This window comes from Nonomuraea sp. NPDC050786 (assembly GCF_040654115.1).
Taxonomy (GTDB): domain Bacteria; phylum Actinomycetota; class Actinomycetes; order Streptosporangiales; family Streptosporangiaceae; genus Nonomuraea.
This window is the reverse complement of record NZ_JBFAHJ010000039.1, coordinates 12841-37598: the sequence shown is the minus strand read 5'-3', so window position 1 is coordinate 37598 and position 24758 is coordinate 12841. Positions and strand designations below refer to the sequence as shown.

Genomic DNA, 24758 nt, shown 5'->3' with positions numbered 1-24758 from the left:
GCCGCGGGGGTGAGCCGCGCGGATCTGCTGGTGGTGGTGCCCGCCACGGTGATGGTTGCATGCCTGGCAGCAACCGGCGGGGCACGCCTTGGCGCACGCCGGTTGGCGGTAACGCTAACGACGGCGGCGGCTGCTCTCCTGGCCACCCGCACGTGGGGCACTGTCCCCGGGACCGTCCTGTCTCTCACGGCCACGGTGGTGGCCGATCAGATCACAAGCTTCCTGCGGCCATCCGGCCGCAGGGGAACCGGCCCACGACGGGCCTGACGAAAGGGGATCACCTCACGTGCCCAACACCAACACCTATCTCGCAAAGGTGACCGGCAACTCCGAGCGTGAGCTGGTGGCCGCCGCGGCGGCAGCCGCCCGCGAGTTCTTCCAGGACTGGGAGACGCCACTGTCCCATCACCCGTTCACCAGCACCGACAACAGCGGCGCCGCCCTGGGCGGCCACCGCTATAGGGCCGACATCACGATCTTCAAGGCGGGCGCTCCCGCCGGCCAGTGAACCTCCCTGACCGGGGCTGGCGCGGCTCAGCCGTTGCCGTGCCAGCCCCACCCCTCGACCAAACAACATGATCACAAACGACCAAAGGAGAAGTGATGCGGCACATACGTGTCGTCTCGTTCGGGTTCGGCCACGAACCCCCGCCGAAGGCCGAGATCCTGCTCGACGTGCGCGAGGTCCTGAGCAACCCCTTCGATGACATCGAGCTGCGGGAGCTGACCGGTCTCGACGAGCGGGTGCGTCAGCACGTGCTCGACACGCCCGGCGCGATAGGGCTGCTCCGCAACGTGGCGGCCACCGCGTCTGCTCTCGCCGCCGACGCCCAGAAGCCGGTGACCGTGGCTTGGGGATGTAGCGGCGGCCGACACCGCGCCGTCGCCCTCGCCGAGGAAACCGCCGCTCTGGTGTGGGCGTCCGGCGCGAACATCGTCGATGTCCAGCACCGCGACATGGACAAACCCCTCCTCACCCCGCAGGAGGTACAGGCGTGAAGGTCTGCGACAACGCGAGCGTCGGCGCCCTCATCTTCGACGACGGGGGCCGCCTCCTGGTGTTCGACCGCAACACCGACCCGCCCGGCGCCGCCGGGCCGGCCGGGCACATCGACGGGCACGGCGGCCCGATGGACGCCGTCTGCGCGGAGGTGTTCGAGGAGGTCGGGCTGACCGTCGCGATGGCCGAGCTGGTCACCGGCTGCTGGCGCCCGAACCGGTGCCGCCGCCTGCCCGGCCCGCGCGGTGTCGGCCACCAGTGGCAGATCTTCCGCGTCGAGGTCGTCGGCGAGCTGAACCCGAGCGCGCGGGAGACCCGCAACGCCCGCTGGCTCCGGCCGGACGAGCTCCAGGCGCTGACGCAGACGACGCTCGCCTACGCCCGCGGTCATCTCACCGCCGGCGAGTTCCGCGACCGGCCCGGCATCGAACCGGTCTGGGTGCAGTGGCTCGCCGACGCGGGCTTGGTCGAGGTCAGCCGCGACGACCTCGCCCTGCTCGACCACATCGCCGCCAACCCTCACCACGAAAGAACGATCGGATGACGAACCAGAACGAAAACCGCCCGGACACCGGCCGCGGCTATGCCGCCAACGTGTTCGGGCACGACGCTCAGAGCATGGAGCAGAAGGCTCTCAGCGAGGCGACGGACTTCTTCGGCGAGGGCGTGCAGTTGTGGCTCGACCCCACGTACGTGGCTCAGGACGCGTCGGGAGTTGGCTACAGGGCGATGATCTACGTGTATGAGGTCGTGGGGGACGCACGGTGAGCGGCGAGGTCATTACCCGTTACGCCAACCGGGCCGGCGCGGTCGTCGAACTGCATCACCAGCGGTTCACCACCAAGACTGATTACCGGGGCTACTACCACCAGGAGACGTCGTTCGAGGTGGACGGCTTTAACTGGCGCTGCCTGGGCTGCTCCGTCGCAGGCGGGCTCGGCGTCTTCAAGGACGATGCGTACCGCGATCTGGACAAGGCCCGCGCGGGTGCGCAGGGGCATGCCGACTCCTGCTCGGCGCTGCCGCCCGAGCAGGAGCAGGAGGAGCAGCGGCGCCGCGGGCTGTCCGCGTGGGTCGCCGGCCTCCTGCCCAGGGGGAGCTGATGGACGAGCTGTTCCGCAACGTCGAAATCACGTACGCGGGAGACGACGGCACACCGCGCAAGCTATACGCGCAGGTCAGCGAGGGGCAGTACGAGATGCTGCTCAACCCCAATGACCTGGCAGAGCCGCCCGACAAGGTGGTCATGTCGGTGTACGCCCAGCTCACCCCGACCGGCGATGTCGCTCCCCGAGTCATTCGGCTGAGCTGGGTCACCGGCATGCAGTTGTGGGAGCCGCCGCCGGACTCCGGCATCGCTCGGGAGGGGTGGGCGTGATGCGGCACGCAAATGGCCCGGCACAGCACGGCGGTGGCCAGGTCACTCCGCCCGGCACCGCCATCCGGCTCCCCAAGGCCCTGGCCGTCTACGACCAGCTCACCCCGGCCGAACGGCGCAGCTTGTTCGAGAACACCTTCGCCGCCATGCTCAGGTACTTCCGCACGGGCGATGTCGAGCACCTGACCCGCATCGCTGAAAGCGTGACGACGACGATGTGGGTGCGGGGCCTGCCGGGCGTGCTCCAGGCGATCCGGGCCGCGCCTACCGAGCCGTGCCCGGCCGAGGATCTGGTGCCCGTGGACGACGTGATCCGCATGCTCCGGGAGGACCAGCCGTGATGTACGTGCACATGGACGGGCGGCCCGAGGGAGCACGGATCACGCCGGACACGCATCCGGGCCGGTGGCTGGCCGAGGAGGTGGCGCTGTTCCGGCAAGGCCGCTGCTCGTACGACATCGGCTCGGCCTCGGGCCGGGCCGCATACTGCGGTGACACGTCGGACCCGGAGGCCGACTTCGGGCACTGCCGCGAGCATGCGCTGCGCGTCGAGGAGGAGGGCGGCGCCAACTGGTGGCACGGCCTGGGCGAGGAGCACGACGACCCGACCATCGACTGGAAGAGCGACGCGTCGCTCCTGCCAAAGTAAACGATCAAGTAAAACCGCTGGTCGCGCCCTGACTGGCGGCTCAGTAGACAGAATCGAACGCTTGACCATATGGTGGCAGGCGACGCGCGTTGATCGCGTCTCTCGCGCCGCGCACCGAGGAAAGATCGTCTCGGGAGCGGTGCGGGAGACGCGGTCACCCGGCCGCCAGCCCCTCAGGTCGCGCGGGAAAGGCTCCTCCATGATCGAAAACACGGAAAGTCGTTGCGCGACACGCCCGCGTGGATATGGAATCGCGACTCGCTTATACGCCATGATTGGCGACCATGAGCAGCAGAGGCAAACCTGGACGGCCCAAGACCACGGTCTCCCAGGAGACTGTGCGCTTCAAGCGACACGAGGCCGTGGACGCGATCGACGCGCTGGAGCAGTTGGGCATGTCACGCTCGGAAGCTGTAGAGCACCTGGTCTTGATGGCGCTCGGGCTTGCTTCGGCGCCGGGCTCGGCTCAAGCACAGCTGCCCCTGCACACCGGCGAGATGGTGGCCGCCTAACCGTACGGCTGGCGCCCCGTCGTGAAGGAGACAACCCCCAGAAAATAAGAAAGCCGGGCAGAGCCCGGCATTCTCAGACGCAACGACCCTCTACGTTTCTCAGCTCCCATGGTTGGCAGCCGGGTAGAGCTGAGCGACAAGGAGGATCGTCCGGCGGTATGACCGCGTCGGCCTGGATGGCCGCCCGCGGGCTTTGTCGTGCCTCCTGACCCACATCAGAAAGGCAATCGCCATTATGGCATCCCAACACGGGGCCATGCCAGCATGCCCCGAATCAGGAACTGTGGCGTGTCGGACACGCGCCACCAAAACGCCCACCACGCGGCGCCGGGACGGCGTCCTCTGGCGGCGCGTCACTGGCGTGTCGGACCTGCCCGACCTCATGCAAGCGCCCTCGAGGGCGCTCATCGCCGCGTCCGTACCGCGCGGCATGCGCCGGGCCGGCTCACAGAAGGTGTGGCTGCGCACCCTGAAGGAACACCCGGAGGTCCTCGAACTTCGGTGCGACGGCTACGCCAACCTCATGCGCGTCGCCAACCTCATCGTCTGGGCGGCCGACTGGGACACCATGTGCGCCCGGCCGACCATCGGCCGGATCGTCGAGGTGACCGGCCTGGGCAAGGCGACCGTGAAGCGGTGGGTGCGCTGGCTGCGCGTGCGCGGCTGGCTGGGCGTCGTGGAGCAGGGCACCACCTGCCAGTACCGCAAGGGCACCATGGCGGGCCTCCTCGATGACGGGCTCGGCAACCGCGCCGCCGTCTGGGTGCTGTGCGTGCCGCGCGTCTCGGCTCGCGATCGTGCCGACCTGCACCGTGATCAAGGCCACGGCCATGCCGCTGACCAGCCTGAACAGATAAGTGAACCCCCTTCTAGATCTCTCCCTAAGAGAGATCTAGATCCCACGCGCGCGCGCGAGGCACGCCGTGACCGCTCCCGTGATCATTCCCGTATTTCGCCGACATGGAGCCTGCACGCGACGCCTCGGACCAAACGAGATCGACTCTTGATGTGCGAGCGGCTCCGGCAGGAGTCGCCCGTGCTGCGGCTGATGACGGCCTGGTACCTGCGATGGCTGCTGAAGCCCTTCCTCGACGCGGGAGCCACGGCGGCCGACGTGCTGCACGGGCTGGACGTGCGGGAGGACGACAGCCGGTGGACGTACACGTGGTCGAGCGTCCGGGAGATCCGGAACCCGGCGGGCTGGGTGCGGCATCGGCTCGCGGCGTGGACCGGGCCGGACGGGCTGGTGCTCCCGCTGCCGTCGCAGCGCCGCGCGGCAGCGGACGCGAAGCGGCGGGCCGAGCAGGAGGCCCGGCGCCAGGAACAGGAGCGGCTGGCGGCAGCGGCCGGCCTGGTGCCCGCGCCGCGCCCGGCCGCCGAGCTCGCCGTGGAGGCGGGTCTCGAGGCAGTGGTTCCAGCGTCTGCTGCTCCGGCGGCCGGGCCGAACGCCGCGTACCGGTCGGCGCGGGCGGAGCTGGAGCGCCGCCGCCGGGAGAAGGAGGCGATGCTGGAGGCGTGGCTGGCGCGGAGGTCGTCATGACGGACGCGAGCGCATGGGCGGCGCTGGCCCGCGAGTGGCTGGCCGCCACGTCGCCGCGGGCGGCGCGGGCGATGCAGGAGCGTGAGCAGGAGTCCGCGCGTCGGCGCCGGGAGTGGCGGCCGGACGCGAGCTGGCGGGGGGCAGAAGCCGACGAGCAGGTTGGGCGGGACCTGGAGCGGGTGCGCTGGGCGACGGAGCCCGAGAGGGTGGCCGGCCTCAGCGAGGAGGAGATCGAGGCGGCTCGGGAGGCGCTGGCGCGGGCCACGTCGCTGGCGCGGGCTCGGGAGCGTGCTCGAGCTGATCGTGCGGCGCGGGAGAGCGGGTCATGATCGTGTGTCGCGCGACAAGATCGAATCTACGTAGTAAAGGAGCGGGCGACGCACAGCTCTCCTCGTCGCTGCCGGGCGTGGCTGCTCCCCCTACCGGTAATACCGGACATGCGGGCAGGATTCCGGCTCTCGATGCCATGGGGCCGCGCCCCGGGCGGCGGGGGAGGGGCGTGCGGCGGCTGGGTGGGGACGCGGTTGTGCGGTACGCCCGGCTTTACACCGTAGATCTGATCTTGTCGTGCGACACGAGGCCCGTTCCTGTCGTGTTCCGGCGGCTCGGCTGGCGCGGTTGGCGCGGAGACGCATGGAATGGTCTTCATGGTGGCCGCTGCTGGCCGTTTGGCCGATGGTTGGCGTTGACGATACCGCCAACGATGATCTTGGCTCAGAATCGCGTACAGACAAGATCGCTAAGGCGCTGATCTGCGCAAAAGCGTTACATATACAAACGTGCGCGAAATGGTAGACTGGAACCAGCACCACACAAGATCAAAACAGGCAGTGACCAGCAGAAACACCCCAGGAGGAACCATGCACCAGCCCACCCCCGACCAGCGCATCCCCGCCGACCAGATCAACACCCTCACCCCCTCCCAGGTGTTCGCCGACGCGAGAGACGCCGGCGCCCGCCCCGAGCACGCGCTCGACGCGGTCGCGGTCGCCATCGCCACACTCATGGAGCCGGTCACGGGTGGCGACTTTCACCACCTGCTGCCTGGCTACGCCAACGACGTCCAGTCCTGGGCGCACGGCTGGCTCCACCTGAACCACGGCTACGACCCCCGCGTCACGCCGATCGACTACGGCGCGCTGGACAACGACGTCGTGAAGGGCATGCTCGACCACGTCGCTGAGCACGCTCGCCGGTACGACGCCTTCGCCGGATAGCTCGTTGGCGTTACCGCCAACGAAGCTCCTCCGAAACGGATTGAGCCGGACCCATCGCCACATGGGTCCGGCTCGCTAACCAGCTTTGAACCCCCACCACCAAGAGGGAGTACGTGACCAGTGCTCCCACGATAACGCACCGCGCGGGCCACACCGCAACCGATCACCGCACGACGCGATGGGAGACCAACATGTCCTACTTCGAGGACGACTACGGCACCGACATGGAAGCCATCGAGACCCTGCGCCGGGATGCCGACCTGGAGCAGGCCGCGATGGAGAGGGAGGGCAACCGCCTCGCCGCCCTCCGCAGGCGCGGCATCTGCACTCACGGCTCGGTCGTCGGCTACGTCGGCAAGGTCATCTACCCCGAGCAGGAGGGCCTGAAGCCCGGCCAGTCCCGCTGCACCGAAGGCACGAACGGCTGCAAGCGGGTCTTCAACTCCGACGAGGAGTGGGTCGCCGCGATGGAGGCGCTGTGACCGTCTTCGACCTCGACCGGCCGTGCCCCAAGTGCGGCGCCCCCGCTGGCCAGCAGTGCGCCGACGACTGCGTGCTCATGCAGGACCCCGCCGACTGGTTCGACGACTTGACCATCTCCGACGCCGACCCCGGCCTGTGACAGAGGGAGACCCACATGTACGAGTACGTGCCCGGCGTGGCCCGCATCCACTACGACACCGTCATCGGCGGCCGGAACACCCAAGCCGACTGCATCAGCGTGTGCAACGGCGCCCGCGCGCTGGCCATCGCCATCGCGGACGGCGCGGGCGATGACGGCGACGCCGCCGAGTGCGCGCAGATCGCCGCGCAGGTCGGCGCTGCCGTCACCGCCTCCACTGGCAGCCCCGTCGAGGGCATGGACGTGGCTCGCACGCACGTCAACGGGCGCAACCACTATGCGCCCAAGCTCCAGCGCGGCGTGACGACGGCCACGATGCTCGCCATCGCCTCCGGCGAACTGCGGCTCGCCTGGGCGGGAGACTCACCGGCCTGGGCCGTGAGGCGGGACGGGGAGGTCGTCGGCCTGACCGTCCCGTCGTGCCACCCGTGCATGACGCCGTGCAACGTGGCCGAGGAGCACGACGAGTCGCCCTACGCCGAGTCGGACGGGCCGTGGCCTCACCAGCACACCGCCGAGGCAGACGACTTCGTCCGGGTCATCGTCGCCAGCGACGGTGTCACCGCGCACCTGCCGTGGATGGAGCGCGACGGCGACCACGTAGCGGGGATGCTGCCGACCCTCGCGGAGGTCGCCGACCCGCAGTGGGACGGCGAGTGCGTGCTGAGGCGGCTGTTGGAGATCGCTCGGCTTGGCCGGGGCACGCAGGACAACACCACCATCGCGGTCGTTGACCTGATCCCGAACGGCAGCGACGCGTGACCGCCCCCGCCACCGCCAAACCGCTCGCGCCGGGGGCCGTGGTCGTCTACTACGGCTCCTTGCCCGAGCAGTACGGCACGTACACCGTCGTCGGCCCGTGCAGTTGCGAACGCTGCGACAAAGCCTTCGATGAGCTGTGGGAGCAGTGGTACTGGTCCCTTAGCCGACGCGACCAGGCCCGCGCGGGCGAACTGTTCGACCGTCAGCACGGCCACCTGTGGCCCCGATACGAGCTGCTACGGGAGGACGGCGTTCGGCTGCTGTGCGTTGGCCGCTCCAGCCTCACCCCTGTTGACCCGATCCCGGACGGGAGCGACGCATGAATCTCACCAGCAAGATCGACGCGTGCGTGGCGCTCATCGACCACCCCAAGACCTCCGAGGAGGAACGCGAGGCGGCCCGCCGCCTGCTGGTCCGGTTACAGGCCCGCGCTGAGCGTGATGGCCAGAACAGCACCACCTCGGTCGGGACGCCCGGCTACCACGGGCCGGGCCGCCGCGCGTACGGCTCTAAGTACACCGGCTACATCCCGTCTGCCGAGCTGACCAAGCTGATCCGCGCCGACATCGCCCTCCTGCGCAAGCTCGGGCGGCAGCCGGCCAATCCGGGCGAGGTCAAAGTGCCCGAGCCGATCGGGGACGCCCCCGCCAGCGTCCGCTTCTCGGTGAAGAAGGAGGACTACAGCCTCGGCCGATCGATCCACATCACCATCACGGGCGTACCCGCTGACTGGTGGATCGACCAGCCGGACCCCTACGACCAGTCGATGAAGTGGCGAGTGGCCGGGCCGCAGCTCACCGCGCTGAAGGAAGCCCTTCAGGAAATCACGTGGGCGTACAACTACGACGGCTCCGACCTGACCACCGACTACCACGACCGCAACTTCTCCGACTGGTACCGGGCGGACGGCCACGGCGAAAGCGACTACCCGCGCGACATCTGAACGCTCGAACCTGCTGGTGCTGACGCGCCACCGTCAGCACCAGCCCCCCACCACCACGAAGAGGAAACCATGAACAAGCATCACAATCTGCTGACCACGAAAGCGCTGCTGACAGGGTGGAACCTCACCAGCGGCGGCACCCCGCCCGCGGCCACGCTCACCCGCGACGCGTGGTCGATCCTCATCCTCTACAGCGGCGACATCGCTGTCACCGCCAGCCTGCTGGCGCCCGGCCGCGTCGAATACGACACCATCCCCGTGGCCGCCGTCGATCGGTGGATGAAGTGCAGCCGCGAGGAGATGGCCCTGCACACGGTCGGTGAGTGTGTCACCGTGGGCGGCCGAGCTGGGACCGTCGTCGGCTTCCACCTGGAGGACCGGCCCCCGGCAGCCGGCCCGTGGCGGTTCCGGCTCCGGGTCGTGTACGACGACGGCGTGGACGGCGACCCCCGGCCGGCCAGCGCCGTGCACCTCGGTCCCGCACCGGACACGGTGGGGGAGTGCGGGGGTTGGCTGTGTGAGGACCTCGGCACTCGGATGTGCCTGGTCCGGGAGTACACCCGGGACGACAGCGCGCCGCTGGAGCGGAAGCCGCTGTGTGAGTATCACGCGGAATACGGGGACCGGCGACTCGTCGTCGTCCGAGTCCTGCACGAGATCCCCACCCCCGCCGCCACGGTGGCGGCCGTCGAGGAAGGCTGACCATGACCAGCAACGACAGCAAGCCGGTCAAGTACAGCATCCGGCTGCTCAACCACCCCATCTACCAGGACCCGGACGGCGTCCACACCTACCTCACCGTCTGGGAAGCGCCCGCGCATGAGGTGCTGCACGTCCCCGGCTGCCCCGAGCTGGCGAAGTACGACAGCGAGGAGATCCAGGAGCGGAACGGCACCTACCGGCAGGCGATGAACAACGGGCTGGATCACTGCCAGCGCTGCCAGCCGCACGGCACCCACCACGTCACTCTCCCGGACGGCACCCGCCGGTTCGCGCCGATGGGCCCGCTGTTCACTGGCGCCGACGCAGATCGCTACCGCCACGCCGAGTACGCGCTGGTCGAGAAGCGGAACGGCCGGTGGCGGGTCCGCCGCTGGGCTGAGAGCGCCCAGGCCGCGGTCAAGCTGGCGGTCGAACTGGGCGTGCCGTACGTGCTCGGGCCGCGCTACGACTCGCTGGGGCTGCCGACGCCGATCCCCGAGGAGGATCTGTAGATGACGGACCTGCTCACCGACGAGCCCGAGCCCACCCCTGCCGATCTGATCCGCGACTCAGTCGCAGTGATGCGCCGCACCTGGCGGGTGCGCGGCGACTTCGTCATCGGCACCCTCACCGCCGGCTACGGCTTCTGCCCGGTCGCCGCGATCGGCGCGCTCGCCGGGGACGTGTTCATCGCCGGGGTGCCAGTCGGCCGCGCCCCGCTCGTACGCGACACGCTGGCCTGGCTGGTCACCTACTTCGAGCTGCCCCGCTCCAAGCCTGAGCTCGAGGCCGGAGCCGACGACTCGCGCATGGCGTACCTGCGGGTCGCCGAATGGGCGGACTCGTTCCCCGAGTCGGCGGACGATGAGTTGTACGCCGCCCTCGAGTCCGCCGCAGACGCGTGGCAGCCCACACCAATTTACGTTGGCGGTCCCGCCAACGATACGAGGAGGAGATCATGACCGTGCCCTTCGTCACACCCAACCAGCTCGACCTGTACCGGGACCGCGCCTGGTCCGCGTTCGACCTGGCAGCCGATGAGGACCGCGAGGGCCTCGTATGGGAGCAAGGGACGTTCCGATCCCGATGCGGCACGGGCTGCTGCTATGCGGGGCTGCTCGCGATCGCGGAGAATCGCCGATGGCTGATCGACCTCGACGGGGCCGGACGCATGCTGATCGACGGTACGTCCCTTCGGCTGGAGGAGCACGCACACCTGCGATGGGCGCACTTCCCGCACGAGTACATGATCGCTGAGCCCGGCGACCCGGAGGCATTCGTAGAGCAGGTGCGCGGCAAGCGAGTCATTCACGTCCAGTACGCCGCCGCCGCGCTGCTCGGCCTGGACCTGGACCCGGCCTCTGTCTCGGAACTCACGGACGACGGTGGCCTTTTCGCCGGGGGCAACGATCTCGAAGACCTGGAGCGGCTCATCACCAACCGCTTCGGCCCCCGCCCCGCCGTTGGCGCAACCGACAACGAAGGAGCCTGACCATGACCACCCCGACCACCCACCTGCGCAACAAGGCGTTGCTGGCCGCCGTCATCGGCCGAATCGAGCACGATGGCACCCTCACCGAGGTCTGCGCGGCCGAGGAGCCCGCACCGAACGGATTCACCTGCTGGAACCAGCTCACCTGGCAGAACCTGGTGGAGGTGGCCGAACGGTGTGGAACCGCACTGTGCGCCGCTGGGTACACCGCCGAACTGGCCGGTCGGAAGTGGTTGGTCACGGTCGCCCAGGACGGCACCCCGCTGCTCTGCGGCGAGCCCACCAACTGGACGACGGCCTTCTGCCACACCGGTTACGTGCTGGCCGATGAGTCTGACCCCGCTGACGAGGTCAAGACCGTCTGCGGCCACAGGGTCGTACGCGTCCAGGACGCCGCGATGCGGCTGCTCGGGCTTAAGCCGCAGGCCGCCTACGACAGGAACGGTTACCCGCTCAACGTGCCGCATCCGCTGTTCGCGCCGGGCAACACGGTCGCGGACCTGCGGGCATGGCTGGACCGCCTCGCCGACTGAACCCCTCGCCGGCTGGCCCGCGCCGTGCGGGCCAGCCACCCCACCACCAGGAAGGAAATCACCGTGTCGAGAAGCGACATGACCGACGAGGAAATGGCCGCCTATAAGGCCCGCAAGGACGCCGGCCGCGCCCGCGCGCACGAGGCCGAGACCCAGATCGCGATCCTGCTGCGGGAGCACCCCGAGGCGATCGACGGCTTCCGCGCCTTCTGCGCTCGCATGAACCCGTACTCCATCCGCAACTGTATGCGGATCTACGGCCAGAACCCCGACGCCGCGCACGTCCAGCCCCGGTTCTTCTGGGGCGGCTACGGGCGAGCCATCGCCGACGACGCCGCCCGCATCTGGATTCTCGCCCCGAAGGTCGAGCGGAAGTTCACCAAGGAGGAGAAGAACCCGAAGACGGGCGAGACGGAGGAGGTCGAGGACGCCTACAAGTTCTGGCCCGTCGAGGACGTGTACGCCGCCCAGGCCACCGTGCCCAAGAACCAGCCGTGCATCTTCTGCAACACGCCAGAAGGGGAGCGCTGCCCCGACACCTGCGCGGTGATGCAGCCGCAGGCCGGGGCCGCGCCGTCGCGTGAGGAGGTGGCCGAGGAGCTGCGCAAGGTGCTCAAGAACGCCGGAGGGTTCGACCCGAGCGTACTCGCTGGACTGGGTCCGGACCCGATGCAGGACAGGTACGGCGACCCGTACGAGACTCCCGGCATCCGCTGGGAGACCATCGCCGTCACTGCGAGCCGGAAGGGCGCGAAGGAGAAGACGCGCCGCTACCGGTTCCTGCACACCGTGGACCTGGAGCGGCCGGGCGTCCGGTACGCCGTCGCCGGGCTCGGCGTCATCTGGATCAGCCCGTACGAGCTGCGCAACGACACCGGCAACGGGCACGCGGCGGTCACCGTCCAGTACGGCGACGACGTGCCCGCCGCCGACCGGCATTGGGACAGCCGGTACCACCAGGCTGGGCCGCACGCCCCCAACATCAACTCCATCACGTTCGCGGGGACGTCGATCGTGTACCCGCACGAGGAGCGGTGGCGCTGGTTCGCTCCGCACCGCAAGGGCTACGGCGGCACCGTCACCGAGGGCGCGGCCGAGAAGATGGGCCAGGTCCTCCGGCAGCTCCTCCCGCACTACCGCGGGCTCATCGAGTTCGACGCCATCGAGGAGGCCGCATTCCGCAAGCGGGCCGCTCGCCGAGCGCGAGAAGCGGAGCATGAGGCCAAGAGGCTCGCCGAACGCGAGCGCGAGCTGGCCGAGGAGCGCGCCGAGGCGGAGCGGCGGGCGGCCGAGCACCGCCACCAGGCCGCCAACCCGAACGAGCTGTAGAAGCGCGAGCCCGCGCCTATCGGGCTCGCGCCACGACCGATCGTATGGCCCGCTCGTTGGCGGGCGGGCCACCTTCCACGCAAAGGGGAGCATTTATGAAGCTTGTAGCACTTGCCATGGCGGCGGTCCTGCTCGCCGCCGAGCCCGCAGGATGCGGCGCCAAGGGCACCACCACCGACCCGTACAAGCCTGGCGCGCTGGGCTGCGACCGTGCGGTCCACGTCGAGGCCGTCCGGATCGGCTCGGCGGAGCCGAGGGTTCGCGTCCTGGTCAACGAGTCATGCACCGACCCGTCCGGCATCGCCACCCAGCTCATGAGCATCGACCTGGAGTACCGGGAATCGTTCGGCGCCCCCTGGCTGAAGGTCAACAGCGAGCGGTTCCCTAACGTGGCCCCGGACCACCGGTATGTGCTGACCCACCACCCGTGCCTGTCGGGCCGCTACCGCGCCAAGGTCGGCGTCGCGGGGACGTTCGACACCGGCAAGGAGTACCGGGCGTCGGTCGAGGAGTCGGCGCGGATCAACTGCGACAAGCCGCGCAAGATCTCCACCTACTAGGGCCGCCACCAGCGGCGCCGGGCAGCGCGGGCGCGGAAACGCGCCTCGCCGTCCGGGTCGCCGCCGTACGGGCAGCGCACCCGCAACCTTGGGTGTGGCGGCACGACGCCGACCGCCCAGCACGACGCCGCCTCAGCTGCGGCGTGGGTGATGTTGCCGGTGGCGTAGGCGGGCGGCGCGGTCGGGTCGGGCTTCTCGCCTGGCCACACGCCCCAGCCGTCGCCCCACCAGGCGACCGTCCAGACCTGCTCGTCCAGCGCATCCACGCATCCGATCGTACGCCCCCACCGCACGCCTCGGTGGGGGCAACTACCACCACCACCAGGAAGAACAGGAGGAGAGCAGTGGCCAACGCTGCAATCCCCATCCAGCTCGCAACCGCTGAGACCCATAACGGGATGGTCATCCCGTACATAGCTCTCCGACACCTCGACGGCACGCCTGAGTTCGGGCAGATCGACCACGACCGCGTCGCCGAGTGCCTCATCGAACAGCGATGCCAACTGTGCGCGCAGCCCCTCGCCGACGCCGCAGTGCTCATGGTCCGGCCGATGGACTTCGGCGCCGGGCACTGCCCTGAACCTGCTCAGCATCCGGAATGCGCCGCCTACGCGATCCGGGCCTGCCCCATGCTGTCGGGCCGGCTACGCCGCCACCGCGACCGGACCCGACCCCAGCGACGCCAGTGCACCGCGGCGGGCTGCTGGTGCGGGGATCCAGTCACTCCCGACCTGGACGCGATCGTCCGGTCGGGCCAACCGGCCACGCCGTGGTACTCGGTGTGGTTCCCGATGGCTGAGTACAAGCTCAAGATGTCGGCGCGGAAGGGGCCGCGCGGCATCTCCCTCGCCATCATCAACGTGAAGATCCGGCTGGTGTCGTGGGGTGACCCCGACCGGGACGACCTGGGCCGCGTCCTGGTGTACGGCCTGCCTCTGCCCGAGGCCGGGAGCGGATCGTGACGACGATCAACCGCCAGCCCGCCAAGCACGGGCGTGACGAAGAGTCCGCCCGCCACCTGGCCGCGCTGCTCGAACACCTCGCCAGGGCCTTGGCCGCCGCCCACGGCGGCAACTGGCGATCCTTCCGGGAGCACCTGGCGCGCGTCCGGGAACGGTCCGCGTTCACCGACATGTGCATGAACGGCGACAGCTTCCCGAACGATCCGGACCACTACCTCGCCACCATGCGAGCGCACTTCCCGGCCGAGTGGGCGAAGGCCCTCGCACAACACCTCACTCAGGAGTAGATCATGGCCTGCCACCACCTGTTCTACCACCCGCAGACTCCCGAGGAGCGGGAGGCGATCGTCAAGCAGTTGGACTACTGTCGCAGCATCGGCGACAGCCAGGGCACGATGATCGCGCTCGTTCAACTCACGCAGCCCTGCACCTCGCCGGCAGCGAACGCTGGAGGGGCCAAGTGAGCCGCCGCGCCAAGCAGAAGCCGCCCCGAACCGCGTCACACCGCCCCGCCCTACGACCGCGCCGGTACCGCTACGACGACCTCGTCGCGGTCGATCTCTTCTCCGGCTTCGGCGGGCTCACGAAGGGAATCGAGGACGCTGGGTTCACCACGATCCTCGCGGCCAACCACAATGAGTACAAGGTCAAGGTCCACGAGAGGAACAACCCGCACGCCGAGCACTGGATCGCGGACCTGGTGGACAAAGAGGCGTCTGACTACCACTCCGCCGCCGACCTTCCCCGCGCCGACCTGCTCGTCGCGGGCGTGAGCTGCACCAATCACTCGCAGGCGAACACACAGAAGGCGTACCAGCTGGGCCTGACGCTGTTCGACCTCGAAGACCCCGAGTACGAGGAGCGCGCCACCCGATCGGAGAAGGACAGGGCCACGGCCACGTGCACGCTGCAATACGCGGCCAAGCACCACCCCTGGATGGCGCTCATCGAGTGCACCACCGAGCTCACCTCGTGGGGGCCTCGGGTACCAGGCAAGAAGTACGGCGACGGCACCACGTTCAAATGGTGGCTCAAGCAGTGGGGCATCGAGCGCTACAAGCACCGCATCCTGTACCTGAACAGCATGTTCTTCGGGGTACCGCAGTCCCGTGACCGGCTCTACATCGTCTTCTGGGACGAGAAGCTGCCCGCACCGGACCTCGACCACCGGCCCGAGTCGTGGTGCGGCTTCTGCGGCACCATCGTCCAGGCGGTGTGGACCTGGAAGACCGGGATTCCACCCACGGGCAGCGTTCGCTACGGCAAGCAGTACGAGTATCGGTGCCCCTCCTGCCGCCGCGTGGTGATCCCGCCGTTCGCGCCGTCGCTGAACGCGCTGGACCTGTCCGACCTCGGCCCCAAGATTGGCGAGAGGCCGCTCAAGGAGTTCACGGACAAGAAGACGGGCGAGACCGTTCTCAGCCCGCTCGCGCCCTCCACGATGGCCCGCGCCGAGAGGTGCAGGCAGAAGTTCGCCGACTTCCCCGCCGTGCTCATGCCGGCCAAGGCCGCCCACGGGTCCGAACGCCACCCGTGGCAGCCCCTCTCGACGCAGACCAGCCAGCAGGAGACGGCGATCCTCTCGACCGGGGCGTTCATTGCCGCCGCAGGTAACACCTTCGAGCGGCCGGGCTCCGACTGCCGCACTCGCACCCTGGACGAGCCTCTGCCGTCGCAGACCGCGACGAACACGCAGGCGCTGCTCACGCCGCCGGTCTCCCTGGTGACGGGGCAGGTGATGGTCGCGCACCGGCACAACGGCGACGGCCAGCACATTACGGAGCCTATGGACACGGTCACGACCACGCACGAGAAGGCGGTCCTGCTCGCGGTCAACAACTTCCAGGGCTCCCCCCGTGGCGTCGATGAGGCGCTGCCCACGCAGGGTGGCTCTGAGACGCTGGGGCTGCTGTCCGCTGGCGTCGTGCCGTTCCGGAAGAACACGCTGCCGACCTCGCATTCCGAAGCGATGCCGACCGTCACGTCCGATCAGATTCCGGGGCTGCTCACGGCGGCCGGGCTCGTCCAATTCAATCAGGGCGTTGACCGGCGGGTGTCCGGGGTTGACCAGCCGCTCAAGACCGTCATCGCGGACAACACGATGGCCCTGATGTTCTCCGGCTGGTACAAGGAAAACGGCAAGACCGCTCCACACCCCATGAGCGACCCAATCGGAACGATCACCGGCCACGACACCACGGCACTTCTCCACGCTCAGTGGCGCGAGGTCCTTGCGGACCTGAAACTGGAGGACTGCCACTTCCGCATGATGGCCCCGCACGAAGTCGGCGTTGGCTGCGGCTTCGATGTCGATTTCGGCAACCACAAGGGCACCTTCATCGTCTGGGGCTCCGCGAGAGACCAGATTGACGGCTTCGGCAACGCCGTCAGCCCTCAAGTCGGAGAGTGGATAGGACTGCGGATTCGCGCAGTCCTTCATGGAGAACAGCTCGACGATTAACTCGTTGGCGGTACCGCCAACCTTTCTCCCGCTCGACCGGGCGGGGTCCTCACCACCACGAAGGAGACAAATGTCGATCACCGACGCCAGCACCAACACCCGCACCCTCGCCGAGCTCGTCGCCGCCACCGGCCTGCCCGGCAACACCGACCTCCGCGACCGCCAGACGCTGCCCGGCCTGACCGGACTCACCCGCGGCAACCTGCTGCGCGAGGGCATCCTCACCCTCGACCGACTCGCCGAGTACGACGACCTGCCCCTGGGCGACATCCGGAACTTCGGACCCGGGTGCCTGAAGAACGTCCGCGCCGTCCTCGCCCAGGCCGCCGATCAGGCTAACGCCACCGCCTGAACCTCTGAGGCTCCCGCCGGCCACCGGGCTGGCGGGAGCCACCCCCACCACCACGAAAGAGAGACCCACGATGGGCAAGTACGACCAGCAGACCAACGACCTGTACCTCACCTTGCACCGCGCCGGAATCCCCGCCGTCATCGACCGCGACGGCGACGAGCACACCGTCACCGTGCCAATGCCCGACACCGACCGCACGCTGGTGTTCGACCCGACCGACGACGGCTGCTACGACCTCGACCAGTGGACCGGGCGAGGCACCGACTACCCGCTGATCGAGAGCATCGCTGAGAACGTCGGCGACAACTCAGCCGCGGCCATTGTCACGGGTCTGCTGCTGGCCAACCTCCCGCCCGCTACCACCAGCGAACGCGTCTACTACGACCACGCGCAGCGCTCCATCCTGCTGGTGGAGAACGGCCAGGCCACCCCGCGACTCGTCGGTCACGCCTTCGACAACCCGATCGCCTGCATGGTCGTCGCCATGCTGAACGCCGCCATCCGGGCTGGCCGGGCGACCGGCGGCAACTCCTCGTACTGGATCGACGGCGACCGAGTGTATGCCCAGCACGGCCCCAACGGTCCGAAGCAGGCCCTGGCCGTGGAGGGCCTGTCCAGCGAGGCGAGGAGTGCTCTCGCGTACGAGCTGCACCAGGCCGGGCAGATGGGCGCCTACACGTGACCCGAACCGCCACCAAGCCACCGCGGGCGCGACGGCCGTCAACCGACGAGCTCGAGCGCCCGTGCGGCAGATGTGGCCACCAGAACGGCGGCCACACCCTCGGCCGCCGCTGCACGTCCTGGTCGCAAGGCGCGTGGGCGGCCTTGTTCGACGAGGTGTATGTGATGGCGTCCGGCCCGTGCGCCGTTCCAGGCTGCCCGTGTCCAGGCCGGGTGGATGGCGTCTACACGCCGACCGCCGATTACCCCGCCCAGCTCGACGCGGCGCCCGCCGACACCAGCGTGGTGCCAGCCCCGCCGTCGTCCCGCCTCTACGGGCCGTGCATGCAGGGGCCTGGCCCGTGCGGCAAGGAGCCGACCCGGCCGTATGTAGACGGGCCGCGATGCGAACACCACCAACCGAAGGAGATCACGACCCATGGGTGACAACAGCGCCATCGAATGGCTCAGAGGACCTGACGGCCGCCAGGGCATGACCTGGAACTTCGTCACCGGCTGTACCCGCGTCTCCGAGGGCTGCCGGAACTGCTACATCGAACGGCAGACCCCAATGCGGGTCGCCGGCCGCCGGTTCAACGGTGGCGAGCCCGGCGCCACCACCGGGGTCATTCTGCACCCCGAACGCCTCGACGTGCCGCTGAAGAAGCGCGACCCGCTCCGCATCTTCGTCAACAGCATGTCCGACCTGTGGCACGCCGACGTGCCCGACTGGATGATCGCGCGAGCGTTCGCGGTGATGGCCATGACGCCGCAGCACACGTACCTGGTTCTCACCAAGCGGCCCGGCCCGATGCGGTCGATGCTCCGCTCGGACGACTTCTGGTTGGAAATCGGTAAGCACGGCCACGACATCGCGATAACCCGGGCCAGCGGTAAGTACCGGTCGGCGTCGCCGATGCAGCTCACCGACGACTCCAGCGCGGCCGGGCCGTGGATGCCGGTCCGGCCGCTGCCCAACGTCCAGATCGGCGTGTCAACCGAGGACCAGGCCAGCGCTGAGCTGCGCATCCCGACGCTCCTCGACACCCCGCACATCGCGATCCGGTGGATCAGCGCGGAGCCGCTGCTGGAGCAGGTCGTCCTGCGGGACGAATGGCTCATCGCCGATTCCTGGGGCAGCGTCCCGGCGCTCGACTGGGTCGTGGCCGGCGGCGAGTCCGGCCCTGGCGCGAGGCCGATGCATCCCGACTGGCCGTGCGGCCTCCGCGATCAGTGTGTCAAGGCGGGGATCCCGTTCTTCTTCAAGCAGTGGGGCGAGTGGGCACCCTCCGGCGCGGTCGGAATCGGCCGCAGCCCGGACAAGCACGCCCTCGTCGGCGATCCCGTCGATGAGCAGGGCCACCGGATCGAGATGGTCAGGCTCGGCAAGCACCAGGCGGGCGCCGTCCTCGACGGCCAGACGTGGACGGAGTACCCCGATGCCTGACCTGACCCTCTGGGAGGAGCTGGAGACGGCGGCCACCATCTGCCGCGAGATCGCCGCCCGGACGAGTGGCACCCCGTGGTGCTCGAACGGCAACAACGTGGACGGCCCGGCCGGGCCCGTCGCCATCGCCTACCAGGGATACGCCGACGCCGCCTGGATCGCCATCGCCGACCCCGGCATGGCCGTACCGATCGCGGACGTGCTGGAGCGGGCTCTCCTCATCCGGGAGCGGGAGGTCCGCGCCCAGGCCGCCGGCGACTACCACACGGCGTGTGACGGCTTCGTGGGCGATGACTGCGACTGCTTCACGCCCGCGGCGACGCTGGCGCAGTACGTGCTCAAGAAGGCGGCCCGACATGGGTAGGCGGGTCAAGGTCACCGGAGACCTGTTCCACGGCCAGGTCCCCGCCGGGGCCGTCTACATCGGCCGCGCCGCGCCCGGCCTGCCCGCGTCGCCGTACGCCAACCTGCACAGCACCTCGCCGAAGGGCTGCCGAGTCTGCTACGGGCGGGTACACACGCTGGCCGAAGCGATCGGCCTGTACCGCGCCGAGCTCAACTCCAACCCGGAGCTGGTAAAGCGAGCGGTGGCCGAGATCGGCGACCGGGACGTCGCGTGCTGGTGCCCAGACGGCCCGTGCCACGGGGACGTGCTGCTCGCCGCGATGGCGGCCAGGCGGTGACCCGGTGGAGTTCTTCCTCGGGACGAGCGCGCCTTCCTGGCTCAGGCGGGAGGACGTGGGCGTGCCACTCTGCGTCGCCTACCCGCGCCTGGCCACGATCAAGGGTGAGCTGCCGCGCGCTGTGGTGCCCTGGATTCTCGACTCGGGCGGCTTCAACGAGGTCACGCAGCGAGGCGAGTACACGGTCACGGCAATCGACTACGCGCGGGCGGTACGCCGGTACGCCGACGAGATCGGCAACCTGCGGTGGGCGGCCTGCCAGGACTGGATGTGCGAGCCGCCCGCGCTCGCCAGCTCGGGCCGGTCGGTGAACGGCCACCAGCACCTGTCGATCGACAACTACATCACTCTGCGCGGGTTGTGGGGGCCGGACTGCCCGTTCGTGCCGCCGCTCCAGGGCGACAGCCGCGACGCTTTTCTCCGCCACGTCGATATGTACGCGCGGCGCGGGATCGACCTGACCAGGGCGCCGCTGGTCAGCGTCGGGTCGGTGTGCCGAATGCAGAGCACGCCCGAGATCGGACGCGTGCTCGGCGCGCTGGCCAGCCTGGGCCTGCGGATGCACGGGTTCGGTGTGAAGACGCTCGGTCTGCGCCGGTTCGGGAATCTCCTCGTCTCGGCTGACTCCCAGGCGTGGTCGAAGAATGCCCGCGAGAACGCTGACGACATCTACATCGAAGTCCCCGAACACACCCATCCCCGCGGCGGCAAGACCTGTTCGAGCTGCCCCGTCTACGCGCTGGCCTGGCGGAAGCGGATGCTGGCCAGCCTTCCGGCCGCGCCACCGCACACGGTGATGGAACTGCCTGGCATTCACGGAGAGGGGCTGTCCTCCCTGATCCGGGCAGAGCCGCCGCGCGTGCGATACAGGCCCGGCATCCCCATCTACGACAGGAGAAGATCATGACCCAGCTAAACGAAACTCCCACCACCATCGGGCCAGCCGAGGTCGAGGTCCAGCCGGTCGAGGCCGCCGACTTCATGAAGCTCCTCGCGCGCAGCGTCGCCCGCGACCTGGACGTGCTCGCCCTCGCCACCGGAGACGCACCGGAGATGGTCGCTGCGGCGGCCGAGGACGCCGCAACGGGCATGGACTCGCTGATCAACATGCTCATGCAGGCCGAAGGGCTGACCGTCGAGGAGGCCCAGTCGCGGGCAGCCGCCCTGATCGCTGAGCAGGGGGAGGGCTGGTGAGATCCGACAAGTGGACCCGGCTCATCGAGTGCCTGGACCTCGTCAACGAGGACCAGAACATGGAGCCACGCGAGATGGCCGCCCGGCTCCGGGTGAGCGAACGAACGGTGCAGCGCTACCTGCACGCCATGAACGGCGGCCCACGACGGCCGCCGACCTACTACGAGCGGGTCATGCCCGACGTCCTCGCCCACCTGCGCCGCTACCCGCGCTCCCGGTTCACCACGGGCGAGCTGGCGCGGGTCCTGCTGGGCGACCGGACGGTGGCCCTGGAAGCGGCGCTGCGGCGGATGGAGCAGGCCGGGCTTGTGACCCGTACGGTCGAGCCACGCGGCGACGGCCTGTTCTCGCCCGAGCAGCCGGTGACGTGGTGGCAGCTGCACGAGGGCGCCCCGCGGTTCGCGGCGGTGTGCTCGGCGTGCCGGAAGCGTCCGGTGGCGGTGCAGCGGCTCGGCTGGTGCCGCGCCTGCCACGAGCGGTGGGAAAAAGCGGGTAAGCCGAAGGACGGCCCGCCGGAGCCGAGGAAGGGCGGCCGGCCGCGCGACCCGGAGACCGAGGAGCGTGTGCAGAGGACGCGGAAGCTTCTCGCGGAGGGCAAGGGCACCATGGAGATCGCACGCCTGCTGGGCGTGGAGGGGTCCACGGTGAGCTACTACAAGCGGCGCCTGGCCGAACGGGGCGAACTGCCGCAGGCGTGCTGACGTTGGCGTAACCGCCAACGATGAGGGCGCGGTCCGTTCCCCCGGGCCGCGCCCTTTGTGGTTCATCGCGAGATTCTGCTGTCGCGTTGTCGGCATGCTGGTGTAACCTGCCGACAGGCTGACGCTCCAGCCCACCCCGAGCCGGCCCGACCCACGCGCGGAGACGGCGATCGACGGGGAAAGTGTCGTACGACGGCGAGCGGCACCCCTCTCACGGATCTTTCGCACTGGCTGTTGCCGTGCGCTCTCGACCAGGCGGGGTGAGCGTGGGCGCCTCGTGAATGGGACGAGACAATGCCGCACAACGACCGCGACCTTGGCCGCGCCGTACGACAGCTCATGGAGTACCGGCCCGACCAGCCGTACACCGCGGTCCGCGCCGAGTTGGAGGACTGGCTCGACGGACGTGAGGAAACCCCCGCCGAGGCGGTCGCCATCATGACCGACCCGGCCAACCAGGTCGCCTGCGAGAAGTGCGGATGGACCAACGGCATGCTGTGCCCTGAGTGTCCCGGATGCGGCTGCTACGACGGTCAATGCTCGGGGTGGCGGCATCGGGAGTACATGCACCCGGACGACGTCGCCGAGCTGGAGGCGGCCGAGGCCGAGTGCCCAGAGTGCGGTGGCGACACACGCTCTGGCTACGACTGCCACTGCGACGACGAGTAGCAGGACGCGGGGGTGAAGGACATGACGATCATCCCTGACCCGTTGGCGGTCGCCGCACTGGGCCTGGCGGTGTTCGGCCTGGAGCCGGGGAGCAAGCTCGTACGCGGCCCCGGCTGGCAGCATGCGGCGACCAGCGACCCCGAGGTGCTCGCGTCGATCTGGCGGCCGGGGGACAACGTCGGCGTTGGCTGTTGGCGGTCCGGTGTGCTCGGCCTCGATCTCGACGTGAAGGGCGGCGTGGATGGCATCGCCCGTTTCGCCGCTCTCTGCGACCAGCGTGGGCAGACGTGGCCGGACACGCTCACCGTCCGTACGCCCTCGGGTGGGCTGCATCTCTATCTCGCGGTGCCCGCTGGCGTCGTAATCGGCTCGACTGCGGGCCGTTCGCCGAGCTCACCCCTTGGACCAGGGGTCGATACTCGCGGCCCCGGCCGGGGCGGACGTGGTGGCTACCTGGGTCGATCATGCTCCGGCGCGGCGGCCTGCGCGGCGTAGGGCGCTGCCTCCTGCATGACGAAGGGGCGCCCATTCGGACGGGCGCCCCTCGAGAGAGTTGATCTTGTCTACCAATCCCGCGAATTGGTAGACAAGATCAACTCTCTTCGTTGGGCGGGAGATCCGCCTCCAGCTCCGCCGCTGCCTGCCGCTCCAGCTCCGCCGCCGCCTGCCGCAACCGGGCCGCCAACTCCCGCGCCCGCTCCGGAACCTCGGTCGCCACGCGACGCAGACCCCGCAGATCGTCCAGCGCGCGGAACATCGGCTCGTAGCGCGGCCACACTGGCTGCGCCTCCGACGTCGGCTCGTCCTGCTTGGGCGCCTCCAGCGACGGGAGGAACCCGAGGTCCCGCGCCGCCTGCTCCAGGCCCGCCCCGGACGTCCGGCCGCGCTCCTCGGCCAGCCGCCACACCTGCTCGGCCGCCTCCTTGCCGTGGCCATCGACCACCGGCAGGATCGCGCGGAGCTGCCGCTCGTTCGGCACCTCGTCGGTGACGCCCTCCAGTGCCTCCATCGCCCGAACGGAGTCGATGAGCTGGTAGGCCCGCGGCCGGGACATGTCCCACCGCTCATCCACGTATCGCTCGAACGACGCGAACCCGGCGTCCTTGTAGAGGCCGTCGTCCCGGATCTGCTTGAGTGCCGGACCGGCCGTCAGCCGCCAGTACCGCTCAGCCTTCGTCAGGACCTTCGCGACCTTGGCCCGGGCCCGGGAGATTGTGGCGTCGTAGTGGGCGAACTGGGCCGCTCGGTCGGCATCCTCGGCCGCCAGTGTGAAGTCGGGTGCGTCCGGAATGTCTGCCAGTGCCGTGGACGGCAGCACAAGCTGCCCTGTCAGGACCGGCTCGGCGTCAAGCCCGCCAGACTCGGCCTCCTGCTGTGCCGCGAGCTCGGCCGCAGCCTTCTTCGCAGCCTCCAGCCGATCGAACGCTTCATCAGCGTCGGAGCCCCGCCGTGCAGTGCTGCGGCGGCGCCGGGCCACCTCGCGCTCTTGCCGGGGAGACATGTCCGCGTCCTCCTCGGCCTCGTTGCCCACCGCCGTCGTCATGCAGACTCTCCTGTTCGGCCGGGTACCTCGTCAAGGTCAAGTGCGAAGGTCACCAGCTCGGCGATCACCGGGCCGTACCCTCGGAAGCTGGAGGGGAATTGGCCGAACGCCTCGGCGTACTTGAGCGAGTCGTACAGCGGCTTGGACACAGCCGGGTAGTCCTGCTTTTGGACCAGGTCGTAGCTCTTGCGCAGCAGGTTGGTGTCGGAGTTGCCCGCCTGCTTGGCCCGGACGAACAGCACGATCGAGGCGAGTCCGCCGCCTTGCGTGTCCTTCAACATGTCGATCTTGTCGGCGCTCTTGAACGTTGAGTCGAGTTGCGCCGTGTCCATCGGGGTCGGCTGGCACGGGATCACGAGCGTGTCGGTGACCATGAGCGCCGCTTCGAGGATGTCGGCGTGCTGCGGGCTGGTGTCGATGACGAGGTGCTTGAACTGGCCCTCCATCGCCTTGACCCGCTTGGCCAAGTCGGGCGTCGCCCACGGCATCACGGTCAGGTTGACCGGCCAGTCCTCACCAGCGCCCAGCTTCCACATCAGCGCGCTTTGGTTCTTCGGGTCACCGTCGATCAGGAGAACAGGGTCGCCGGTGAGCGCCAGCGCGAGAGCGAGATGAACGGCGGTCGTGGTCTTGTTCGCGCCGCCCTTCAGGTTCCCGACCGTAATCCGGACGGAGCGCACGCCGACGGCATCGACGATGGCCTGGAACAGCTTCCGATCAGAGGGGGTGAGGAGGTTCCAGATGCCGCGAAGCTGGTCCTCGACGGCGTCGCGGTCGAGCTGAACGGGGGTGTTGGGCGTGGTCACGGCATCATCTCGTCGTGTCTGCCGATGGTGTTCATCGGTCC

General features: G+C 69.3%; 41 protein-coding genes. 38 read left to right on the top strand and 3 right to left on the bottom strand.

The window, feature by feature from the left end; all coding sequences use genetic code 11:
• Positions 1-286 precede the first annotated feature (286 nt).
• The 24 genes from AB0H84_RS45830 to AB0H84_RS45715 all read left to right on the top strand — a co-directional run bounded on the left by AB0H84_RS45830 (position 287) and on the right by AB0H84_RS45715 (position 13239).
• A complete protein-coding gene (locus tag AB0H84_RS45830; RefSeq protein ID WP_357619338.1) occupies positions 287-508 on the top strand; it encodes a hypothetical protein in 222 nt (73 codons plus the stop codon).
• 95 nt (positions 509-603) lie between these two features.
• The gene (locus AB0H84_RS45825) at positions 604-999 is read left to right on the top strand and encodes an RNase adapter RapZ (RefSeq protein ID WP_357619336.1); all 396 of its coding nucleotides are present in this window, start codon (positions 604-606) and stop codon (positions 997-999) included.
• A complete protein-coding gene (locus tag AB0H84_RS45820) occupies positions 996-1544 on the top strand; it encodes an NUDIX hydrolase (protein ID WP_357619334.1) in 549 nt (182 codons plus the stop codon). The genes AB0H84_RS45825 and AB0H84_RS45820 overlap by 4 nt, the downstream gene beginning before the upstream one ends.
• Positions 1541-1768, top strand: coding sequence for a hypothetical protein (locus tag AB0H84_RS45815; protein WP_357619332.1), 228 nt, complete (start codon positions 1541-1543; stop codon positions 1766-1768). Before AB0H84_RS45820 ends, AB0H84_RS45815 begins: the two co-directional genes overlap by 4 nt.
• A complete protein-coding gene (locus AB0H84_RS45810; protein WP_357619330.1) occupies positions 1765-2103 on the top strand; it encodes a hypothetical protein in 339 nt (112 codons plus the stop codon). The genes AB0H84_RS45815 and AB0H84_RS45810 overlap by 4 nt, the downstream gene beginning before the upstream one ends.
• Complete coding sequence (locus tag AB0H84_RS45805; protein WP_357619328.1) at positions 2103-2378, top strand: hypothetical protein; 276 nt, start codon at positions 2103-2105, stop codon at positions 2376-2378. The genes AB0H84_RS45810 and AB0H84_RS45805 overlap by 1 nt, the downstream gene beginning before the upstream one ends.
• Positions 2378-2719: a hypothetical protein gene (locus AB0H84_RS45800; RefSeq protein ID WP_357619326.1), complete on the top strand. Its 342-nt coding sequence runs from the start codon at positions 2378-2380 to the stop codon at positions 2717-2719. The genes AB0H84_RS45805 and AB0H84_RS45800 overlap by 1 nt, the downstream gene beginning before the upstream one ends.
• A complete protein-coding gene (locus AB0H84_RS45795; RefSeq protein ID WP_357619324.1) occupies positions 2716-3027 on the top strand; it encodes a hypothetical protein in 312 nt (103 codons plus the stop codon). The genes AB0H84_RS45800 and AB0H84_RS45795 overlap by 4 nt, the downstream gene beginning before the upstream one ends.
• A gap of 284 nt (positions 3028-3311) precedes the next feature.
• Positions 3312-3539, top strand: coding sequence for a hypothetical protein (locus tag AB0H84_RS45790; RefSeq protein WP_357619322.1), 228 nt, complete (start codon positions 3312-3314; stop codon positions 3537-3539).
• 361 nt (positions 3540-3900) lie between these two features.
• Positions 3901-5079 (top strand): hypothetical protein, encoded by a 1179-nt coding sequence (locus AB0H84_RS45785; protein WP_357619320.1) that lies wholly within the window; start codon positions 3901-3903, stop codon positions 5077-5079.
• A complete protein-coding gene (locus AB0H84_RS45780) occupies positions 5076-5408 on the top strand; it encodes a hypothetical protein (RefSeq protein ID WP_357619318.1) in 333 nt (110 codons plus the stop codon). Before AB0H84_RS45785 ends, AB0H84_RS45780 begins: the two co-directional genes overlap by 4 nt.
• 531 nt (positions 5409-5939) lie before the next feature.
• Positions 5940-6296, top strand: a complete 357-nt coding sequence (locus tag AB0H84_RS45775) for a hypothetical protein (protein ID WP_357619316.1) — start codon at positions 5940-5942, stop codon at positions 6294-6296.
• A gap of 191 nt (positions 6297-6487) precedes the next feature.
• Positions 6488-6778, top strand: a complete 291-nt coding sequence (locus AB0H84_RS45770; protein WP_357619314.1) for a hypothetical protein — start codon at positions 6488-6490, stop codon at positions 6776-6778.
• A complete protein-coding gene (locus tag AB0H84_RS45765) occupies positions 6775-6918 on the top strand; it encodes a hypothetical protein (protein WP_357619312.1) in 144 nt (47 codons plus the stop codon). The genes AB0H84_RS45770 and AB0H84_RS45765 overlap by 4 nt, the downstream gene beginning before the upstream one ends.
• Before the next feature lie 15 nt (positions 6919-6933).
• Positions 6934-7680, top strand: coding sequence for a protein phosphatase 2C domain-containing protein (locus tag AB0H84_RS45760; RefSeq protein WP_357619310.1), 747 nt, complete (start codon positions 6934-6936; stop codon positions 7678-7680).
• A complete protein-coding gene (locus tag AB0H84_RS45755; RefSeq protein ID WP_357619308.1) occupies positions 7677-8003 on the top strand; it encodes a hypothetical protein in 327 nt (108 codons plus the stop codon). The genes AB0H84_RS45760 and AB0H84_RS45755 overlap by 4 nt, the downstream gene beginning before the upstream one ends.
• Complete coding sequence (locus tag AB0H84_RS45750; protein ID WP_357619306.1) at positions 8000-8623, top strand: hypothetical protein; 624 nt, start codon at positions 8000-8002, stop codon at positions 8621-8623. Before AB0H84_RS45755 ends, AB0H84_RS45750 begins: the two co-directional genes overlap by 4 nt.
• 69 nt (positions 8624-8692) lie before the next feature.
• Positions 8693-9325 carry a hypothetical protein gene (locus tag AB0H84_RS45745; RefSeq protein ID WP_357619304.1) on the top strand — a complete coding sequence of 211 codons (633 nt, stop codon included), beginning with the start codon at positions 8693-8695 and terminating at the stop codon, positions 9323-9325.
• 2 nt (positions 9326-9327) lie between these two features.
• Complete coding sequence (locus AB0H84_RS45740) at positions 9328-9837, top strand: hypothetical protein (protein WP_357619302.1); 510 nt, start codon at positions 9328-9330, stop codon at positions 9835-9837.
• On the top strand, positions 9838-10287 hold the full coding sequence (locus AB0H84_RS45735) for a hypothetical protein (protein ID WP_357619300.1): 450 nt from the start codon (positions 9838-9840) through the stop codon (positions 10285-10287). It abuts the gene before it with no gap.
• On the top strand, positions 10284-10817 hold the full coding sequence (locus AB0H84_RS45730) for a hypothetical protein (RefSeq protein ID WP_357619298.1): 534 nt from the start codon (positions 10284-10286) through the stop codon (positions 10815-10817). Before AB0H84_RS45735 ends, AB0H84_RS45730 begins: the two co-directional genes overlap by 4 nt.
• A 2-nt stretch (positions 10818-10819) precedes the next feature.
• Entirely contained in the window at positions 10820-11350 is a 531-nt protein-coding gene (locus AB0H84_RS45725) for a hypothetical protein (protein WP_357619296.1), read from the top strand.
• 63 nt (positions 11351-11413) lie between these two features.
• The gene (locus AB0H84_RS45720; protein WP_357619294.1) at positions 11414-12679 is read left to right on the top strand and encodes a hypothetical protein; all 1266 of its coding nucleotides are present in this window, start codon (positions 11414-11416) and stop codon (positions 12677-12679) included.
• 95 nt (positions 12680-12774) lie between these two features.
• Entirely contained in the window at positions 12775-13239 is a 465-nt protein-coding gene (locus tag AB0H84_RS45715; RefSeq protein ID WP_357619292.1) for a hypothetical protein, read from the top strand.
• On the opposite strand, the gene AB0H84_RS45710 is transcribed toward AB0H84_RS45715, so the two are convergent.
• Positions 13236-13505 (bottom strand): hypothetical protein, encoded by a 270-nt coding sequence (locus AB0H84_RS45710; protein ID WP_357619290.1) that lies wholly within the window; start codon positions 13503-13505, stop codon positions 13236-13238. The two genes, AB0H84_RS45715 and AB0H84_RS45710, sit on opposite strands and share 4 nt — an antisense overlap.
• 78 nt (positions 13506-13583) lie before the next feature.
• On the opposite strand from AB0H84_RS45710, the gene AB0H84_RS45705 reads away from it, so the two are divergent.
• The 14 genes from AB0H84_RS45705 to AB0H84_RS45640 all read left to right on the top strand — a co-directional run bounded on the left by AB0H84_RS45705 (position 13584) and on the right by AB0H84_RS45640 (position 22863).
• The gene (locus AB0H84_RS45705; protein WP_357619288.1) at positions 13584-14201 is read left to right on the top strand and encodes a hypothetical protein; all 618 of its coding nucleotides are present in this window, start codon (positions 13584-13586) and stop codon (positions 14199-14201) included.
• Positions 14198-14488, top strand: coding sequence for a hypothetical protein (locus AB0H84_RS45700; RefSeq protein ID WP_357619286.1), 291 nt, complete (start codon positions 14198-14200; stop codon positions 14486-14488). Before AB0H84_RS45705 ends, AB0H84_RS45700 begins: the two co-directional genes overlap by 4 nt.
• Before the next feature lie 3 nt (positions 14489-14491).
• On the top strand, positions 14492-14665 hold the full coding sequence (locus tag AB0H84_RS45695; RefSeq protein ID WP_357619284.1) for a hypothetical protein: 174 nt from the start codon (positions 14492-14494) through the stop codon (positions 14663-14665).
• A complete protein-coding gene (locus AB0H84_RS45690; protein ID WP_357619282.1) occupies positions 14662-16662 on the top strand; it encodes a DNA cytosine methyltransferase in 2001 nt (666 codons plus the stop codon). The genes AB0H84_RS45695 and AB0H84_RS45690 overlap by 4 nt, the downstream gene beginning before the upstream one ends.
• Before the next feature lie 70 nt (positions 16663-16732).
• Positions 16733-17014 carry a hypothetical protein gene (locus tag AB0H84_RS45685; RefSeq protein WP_357619280.1) on the top strand — a complete coding sequence of 94 codons (282 nt, stop codon included), beginning with the start codon at positions 16733-16735 and terminating at the stop codon, positions 17012-17014.
• A gap of 70 nt (positions 17015-17084) precedes the next feature.
• Positions 17085-17696: a hypothetical protein gene (locus AB0H84_RS45680; protein ID WP_357619278.1), complete on the top strand. Its 612-nt coding sequence runs from the start codon at positions 17085-17087 to the stop codon at positions 17694-17696.
• 417 nt (positions 17697-18113) lie between these two features.
• Positions 18114-19121, top strand: a complete 1008-nt coding sequence (locus tag AB0H84_RS45675) for a phage Gp37/Gp68 family protein (protein WP_357619276.1) — start codon at positions 18114-18116, stop codon at positions 19119-19121.
• Positions 19114-19485 (top strand): hypothetical protein, encoded by a 372-nt coding sequence (locus AB0H84_RS45670; protein WP_357619274.1) that lies wholly within the window; start codon positions 19114-19116, stop codon positions 19483-19485. The genes AB0H84_RS45675 and AB0H84_RS45670 overlap by 8 nt, the downstream gene beginning before the upstream one ends.
• Entirely contained in the window at positions 19478-19804 is a 327-nt protein-coding gene (locus AB0H84_RS45665; RefSeq protein WP_357619272.1) for a DUF4326 domain-containing protein, read from the top strand. Before AB0H84_RS45670 ends, AB0H84_RS45665 begins: the two co-directional genes overlap by 8 nt.
• A 4-nt stretch (positions 19805-19808) precedes the next feature.
• Entirely contained in the window at positions 19809-20711 is a 903-nt protein-coding gene (locus tag AB0H84_RS45660) for a hypothetical protein (protein ID WP_357619270.1), read from the top strand.
• The gene (locus AB0H84_RS45655; RefSeq protein ID WP_357619268.1) at positions 20708-20998 is read left to right on the top strand and encodes a hypothetical protein; all 291 of its coding nucleotides are present in this window, start codon (positions 20708-20710) and stop codon (positions 20996-20998) included. The genes AB0H84_RS45660 and AB0H84_RS45655 overlap by 4 nt, the downstream gene beginning before the upstream one ends.
• Positions 20995-21699 carry a hypothetical protein gene (locus AB0H84_RS45650; protein WP_357619265.1) on the top strand — a complete coding sequence of 235 codons (705 nt, stop codon included), beginning with the start codon at positions 20995-20997 and terminating at the stop codon, positions 21697-21699. The genes AB0H84_RS45655 and AB0H84_RS45650 overlap by 4 nt, the downstream gene beginning before the upstream one ends.
• 294 nt (positions 21700-21993) lie before the next feature.
• On the top strand, positions 21994-22368 hold the full coding sequence (locus AB0H84_RS45645) for a hypothetical protein (protein WP_357619262.1): 375 nt from the start codon (positions 21994-21996) through the stop codon (positions 22366-22368).
• A gap of 21 nt (positions 22369-22389) precedes the next feature.
• The gene (locus AB0H84_RS45640; RefSeq protein ID WP_357619259.1) at positions 22390-22863 is read left to right on the top strand and encodes a bifunctional DNA primase/polymerase; all 474 of its coding nucleotides are present in this window, start codon (positions 22390-22392) and stop codon (positions 22861-22863) included.
• Positions 22864-22960: 97 nt separating this feature from the next.
• Here AB0H84_RS45640 and AB0H84_RS45635 read toward each other — a convergent pair whose 3' ends face one another.
• A complete protein-coding gene (locus AB0H84_RS45635; RefSeq protein WP_357619256.1) occupies positions 22961-23911 on the bottom strand; it encodes a hypothetical protein in 951 nt (316 codons plus the stop codon).
• The gene (locus AB0H84_RS45630) at positions 23908-24717 is read right to left on the bottom strand and encodes an AAA family ATPase (protein WP_357619253.1); all 810 of its coding nucleotides are present in this window, start codon (positions 24715-24717) and stop codon (positions 23908-23910) included. Before AB0H84_RS45630 ends, AB0H84_RS45635 begins: the two co-directional genes overlap by 4 nt.
• Between the last annotated feature and the right edge of the window lie 41 nt (positions 24718-24758).

What these genes read in the sequence shown, in the direction of transcription:
- AB0H84_RS45825 (WP_357619336.1), top strand. Translation starts at nt 604, where the DNA reads ATGCGGCACATACGTGTCGTCTCGTTCGGGTTCGGCCACGAACCCCCG.
- AB0H84_RS45815 (WP_357619332.1), top strand. Translation starts at nt 1,541, where the DNA reads ATGACGAACCAGAACGAAAACCGCCCGGACACCGGCCGCGGCTATGCC.
- AB0H84_RS45805 (WP_357619328.1), top strand. Translation starts at nt 2,103, where the DNA reads ATGGACGAGCTGTTCCGCAACGTCGAAATCACGTACGCGGGAGACGAC.
- AB0H84_RS45800 (WP_357619326.1), top strand. Translation starts at nt 2,378, where the DNA reads ATGCGGCACGCAAATGGCCCGGCACAGCACGGCGGTGGCCAGGTCACT.
- AB0H84_RS45790 (WP_357619322.1), top strand. Translation starts at nt 3,312, where the DNA reads ATGAGCAGCAGAGGCAAACCTGGACGGCCCAAGACCACGGTCTCCCAG.
- AB0H84_RS45780 (WP_357619318.1), top strand. Translation starts at nt 5,076, where the DNA reads ATGACGGACGCGAGCGCATGGGCGGCGCTGGCCCGCGAGTGGCTGGCC.
- AB0H84_RS45775 (WP_357619316.1), top strand. Translation starts at nt 5,940, where the DNA reads ATGCACCAGCCCACCCCCGACCAGCGCATCCCCGCCGACCAGATCAAC.
- AB0H84_RS45770 (WP_357619314.1), top strand. Translation starts at nt 6,488, where the DNA reads ATGTCCTACTTCGAGGACGACTACGGCACCGACATGGAAGCCATCGAG.
- AB0H84_RS45760 (WP_357619310.1), top strand. Translation starts at nt 6,934, where the DNA reads ATGTACGAGTACGTGCCCGGCGTGGCCCGCATCCACTACGACACCGTC.
- AB0H84_RS45750 (WP_357619306.1), top strand. Translation starts at nt 8,000, where the DNA reads ATGAATCTCACCAGCAAGATCGACGCGTGCGTGGCGCTCATCGACCAC.
- AB0H84_RS45745 (WP_357619304.1), top strand. Translation starts at nt 8,693, where the DNA reads ATGAACAAGCATCACAATCTGCTGACCACGAAAGCGCTGCTGACAGGG.
- AB0H84_RS45740 (WP_357619302.1), top strand. Translation starts at nt 9,328, where the DNA reads ATGACCAGCAACGACAGCAAGCCGGTCAAGTACAGCATCCGGCTGCTC.
- AB0H84_RS45735 (WP_357619300.1), top strand. Translation starts at nt 9,838, where the DNA reads ATGACGGACCTGCTCACCGACGAGCCCGAGCCCACCCCTGCCGATCTG.
- AB0H84_RS45730 (WP_357619298.1), top strand. Translation starts at nt 10,284, where the DNA reads ATGACCGTGCCCTTCGTCACACCCAACCAGCTCGACCTGTACCGGGAC.
- AB0H84_RS45725 (WP_357619296.1), top strand. Translation starts at nt 10,820, where the DNA reads ATGACCACCCCGACCACCCACCTGCGCAACAAGGCGTTGCTGGCCGCC.
- AB0H84_RS45715 (WP_357619292.1), top strand. Translation starts at nt 12,775, where the DNA reads ATGAAGCTTGTAGCACTTGCCATGGCGGCGGTCCTGCTCGCCGCCGAG.
- AB0H84_RS45695 (WP_357619284.1), top strand. Translation starts at nt 14,492, where the DNA reads ATGGCCTGCCACCACCTGTTCTACCACCCGCAGACTCCCGAGGAGCGG.
- AB0H84_RS45685 (WP_357619280.1), top strand. Translation starts at nt 16,733, where the DNA reads ATGTCGATCACCGACGCCAGCACCAACACCCGCACCCTCGCCGAGCTC.
- AB0H84_RS45680 (WP_357619278.1), top strand. Translation starts at nt 17,085, where the DNA reads ATGGGCAAGTACGACCAGCAGACCAACGACCTGTACCTCACCTTGCAC.
- AB0H84_RS45675 (WP_357619276.1), top strand. Translation starts at nt 18,114, where the DNA reads ATGGGTGACAACAGCGCCATCGAATGGCTCAGAGGACCTGACGGCCGC.
- AB0H84_RS45670 (WP_357619274.1), top strand. Translation starts at nt 19,114, where the DNA reads ATGCCTGACCTGACCCTCTGGGAGGAGCTGGAGACGGCGGCCACCATC.
- AB0H84_RS45665 (WP_357619272.1), top strand. Translation starts at nt 19,478, where the DNA reads ATGGGTAGGCGGGTCAAGGTCACCGGAGACCTGTTCCACGGCCAGGTC.
- AB0H84_RS45655 (WP_357619268.1), top strand. Translation starts at nt 20,708, where the DNA reads ATGACCCAGCTAAACGAAACTCCCACCACCATCGGGCCAGCCGAGGTC.
- AB0H84_RS45645 (WP_357619262.1), top strand. Translation starts at nt 21,994, where the DNA reads ATGCCGCACAACGACCGCGACCTTGGCCGCGCCGTACGACAGCTCATG.
- AB0H84_RS45640 (WP_357619259.1), top strand. Translation starts at nt 22,390, where the DNA reads ATGACGATCATCCCTGACCCGTTGGCGGTCGCCGCACTGGGCCTGGCG.
- AB0H84_RS45635 (WP_357619256.1), bottom strand. Translation starts at nt 23,911, where the DNA reads ATGACGACGGCGGTGGGCAACGAGGCCGAGGAGGACGCGGACATGTCT.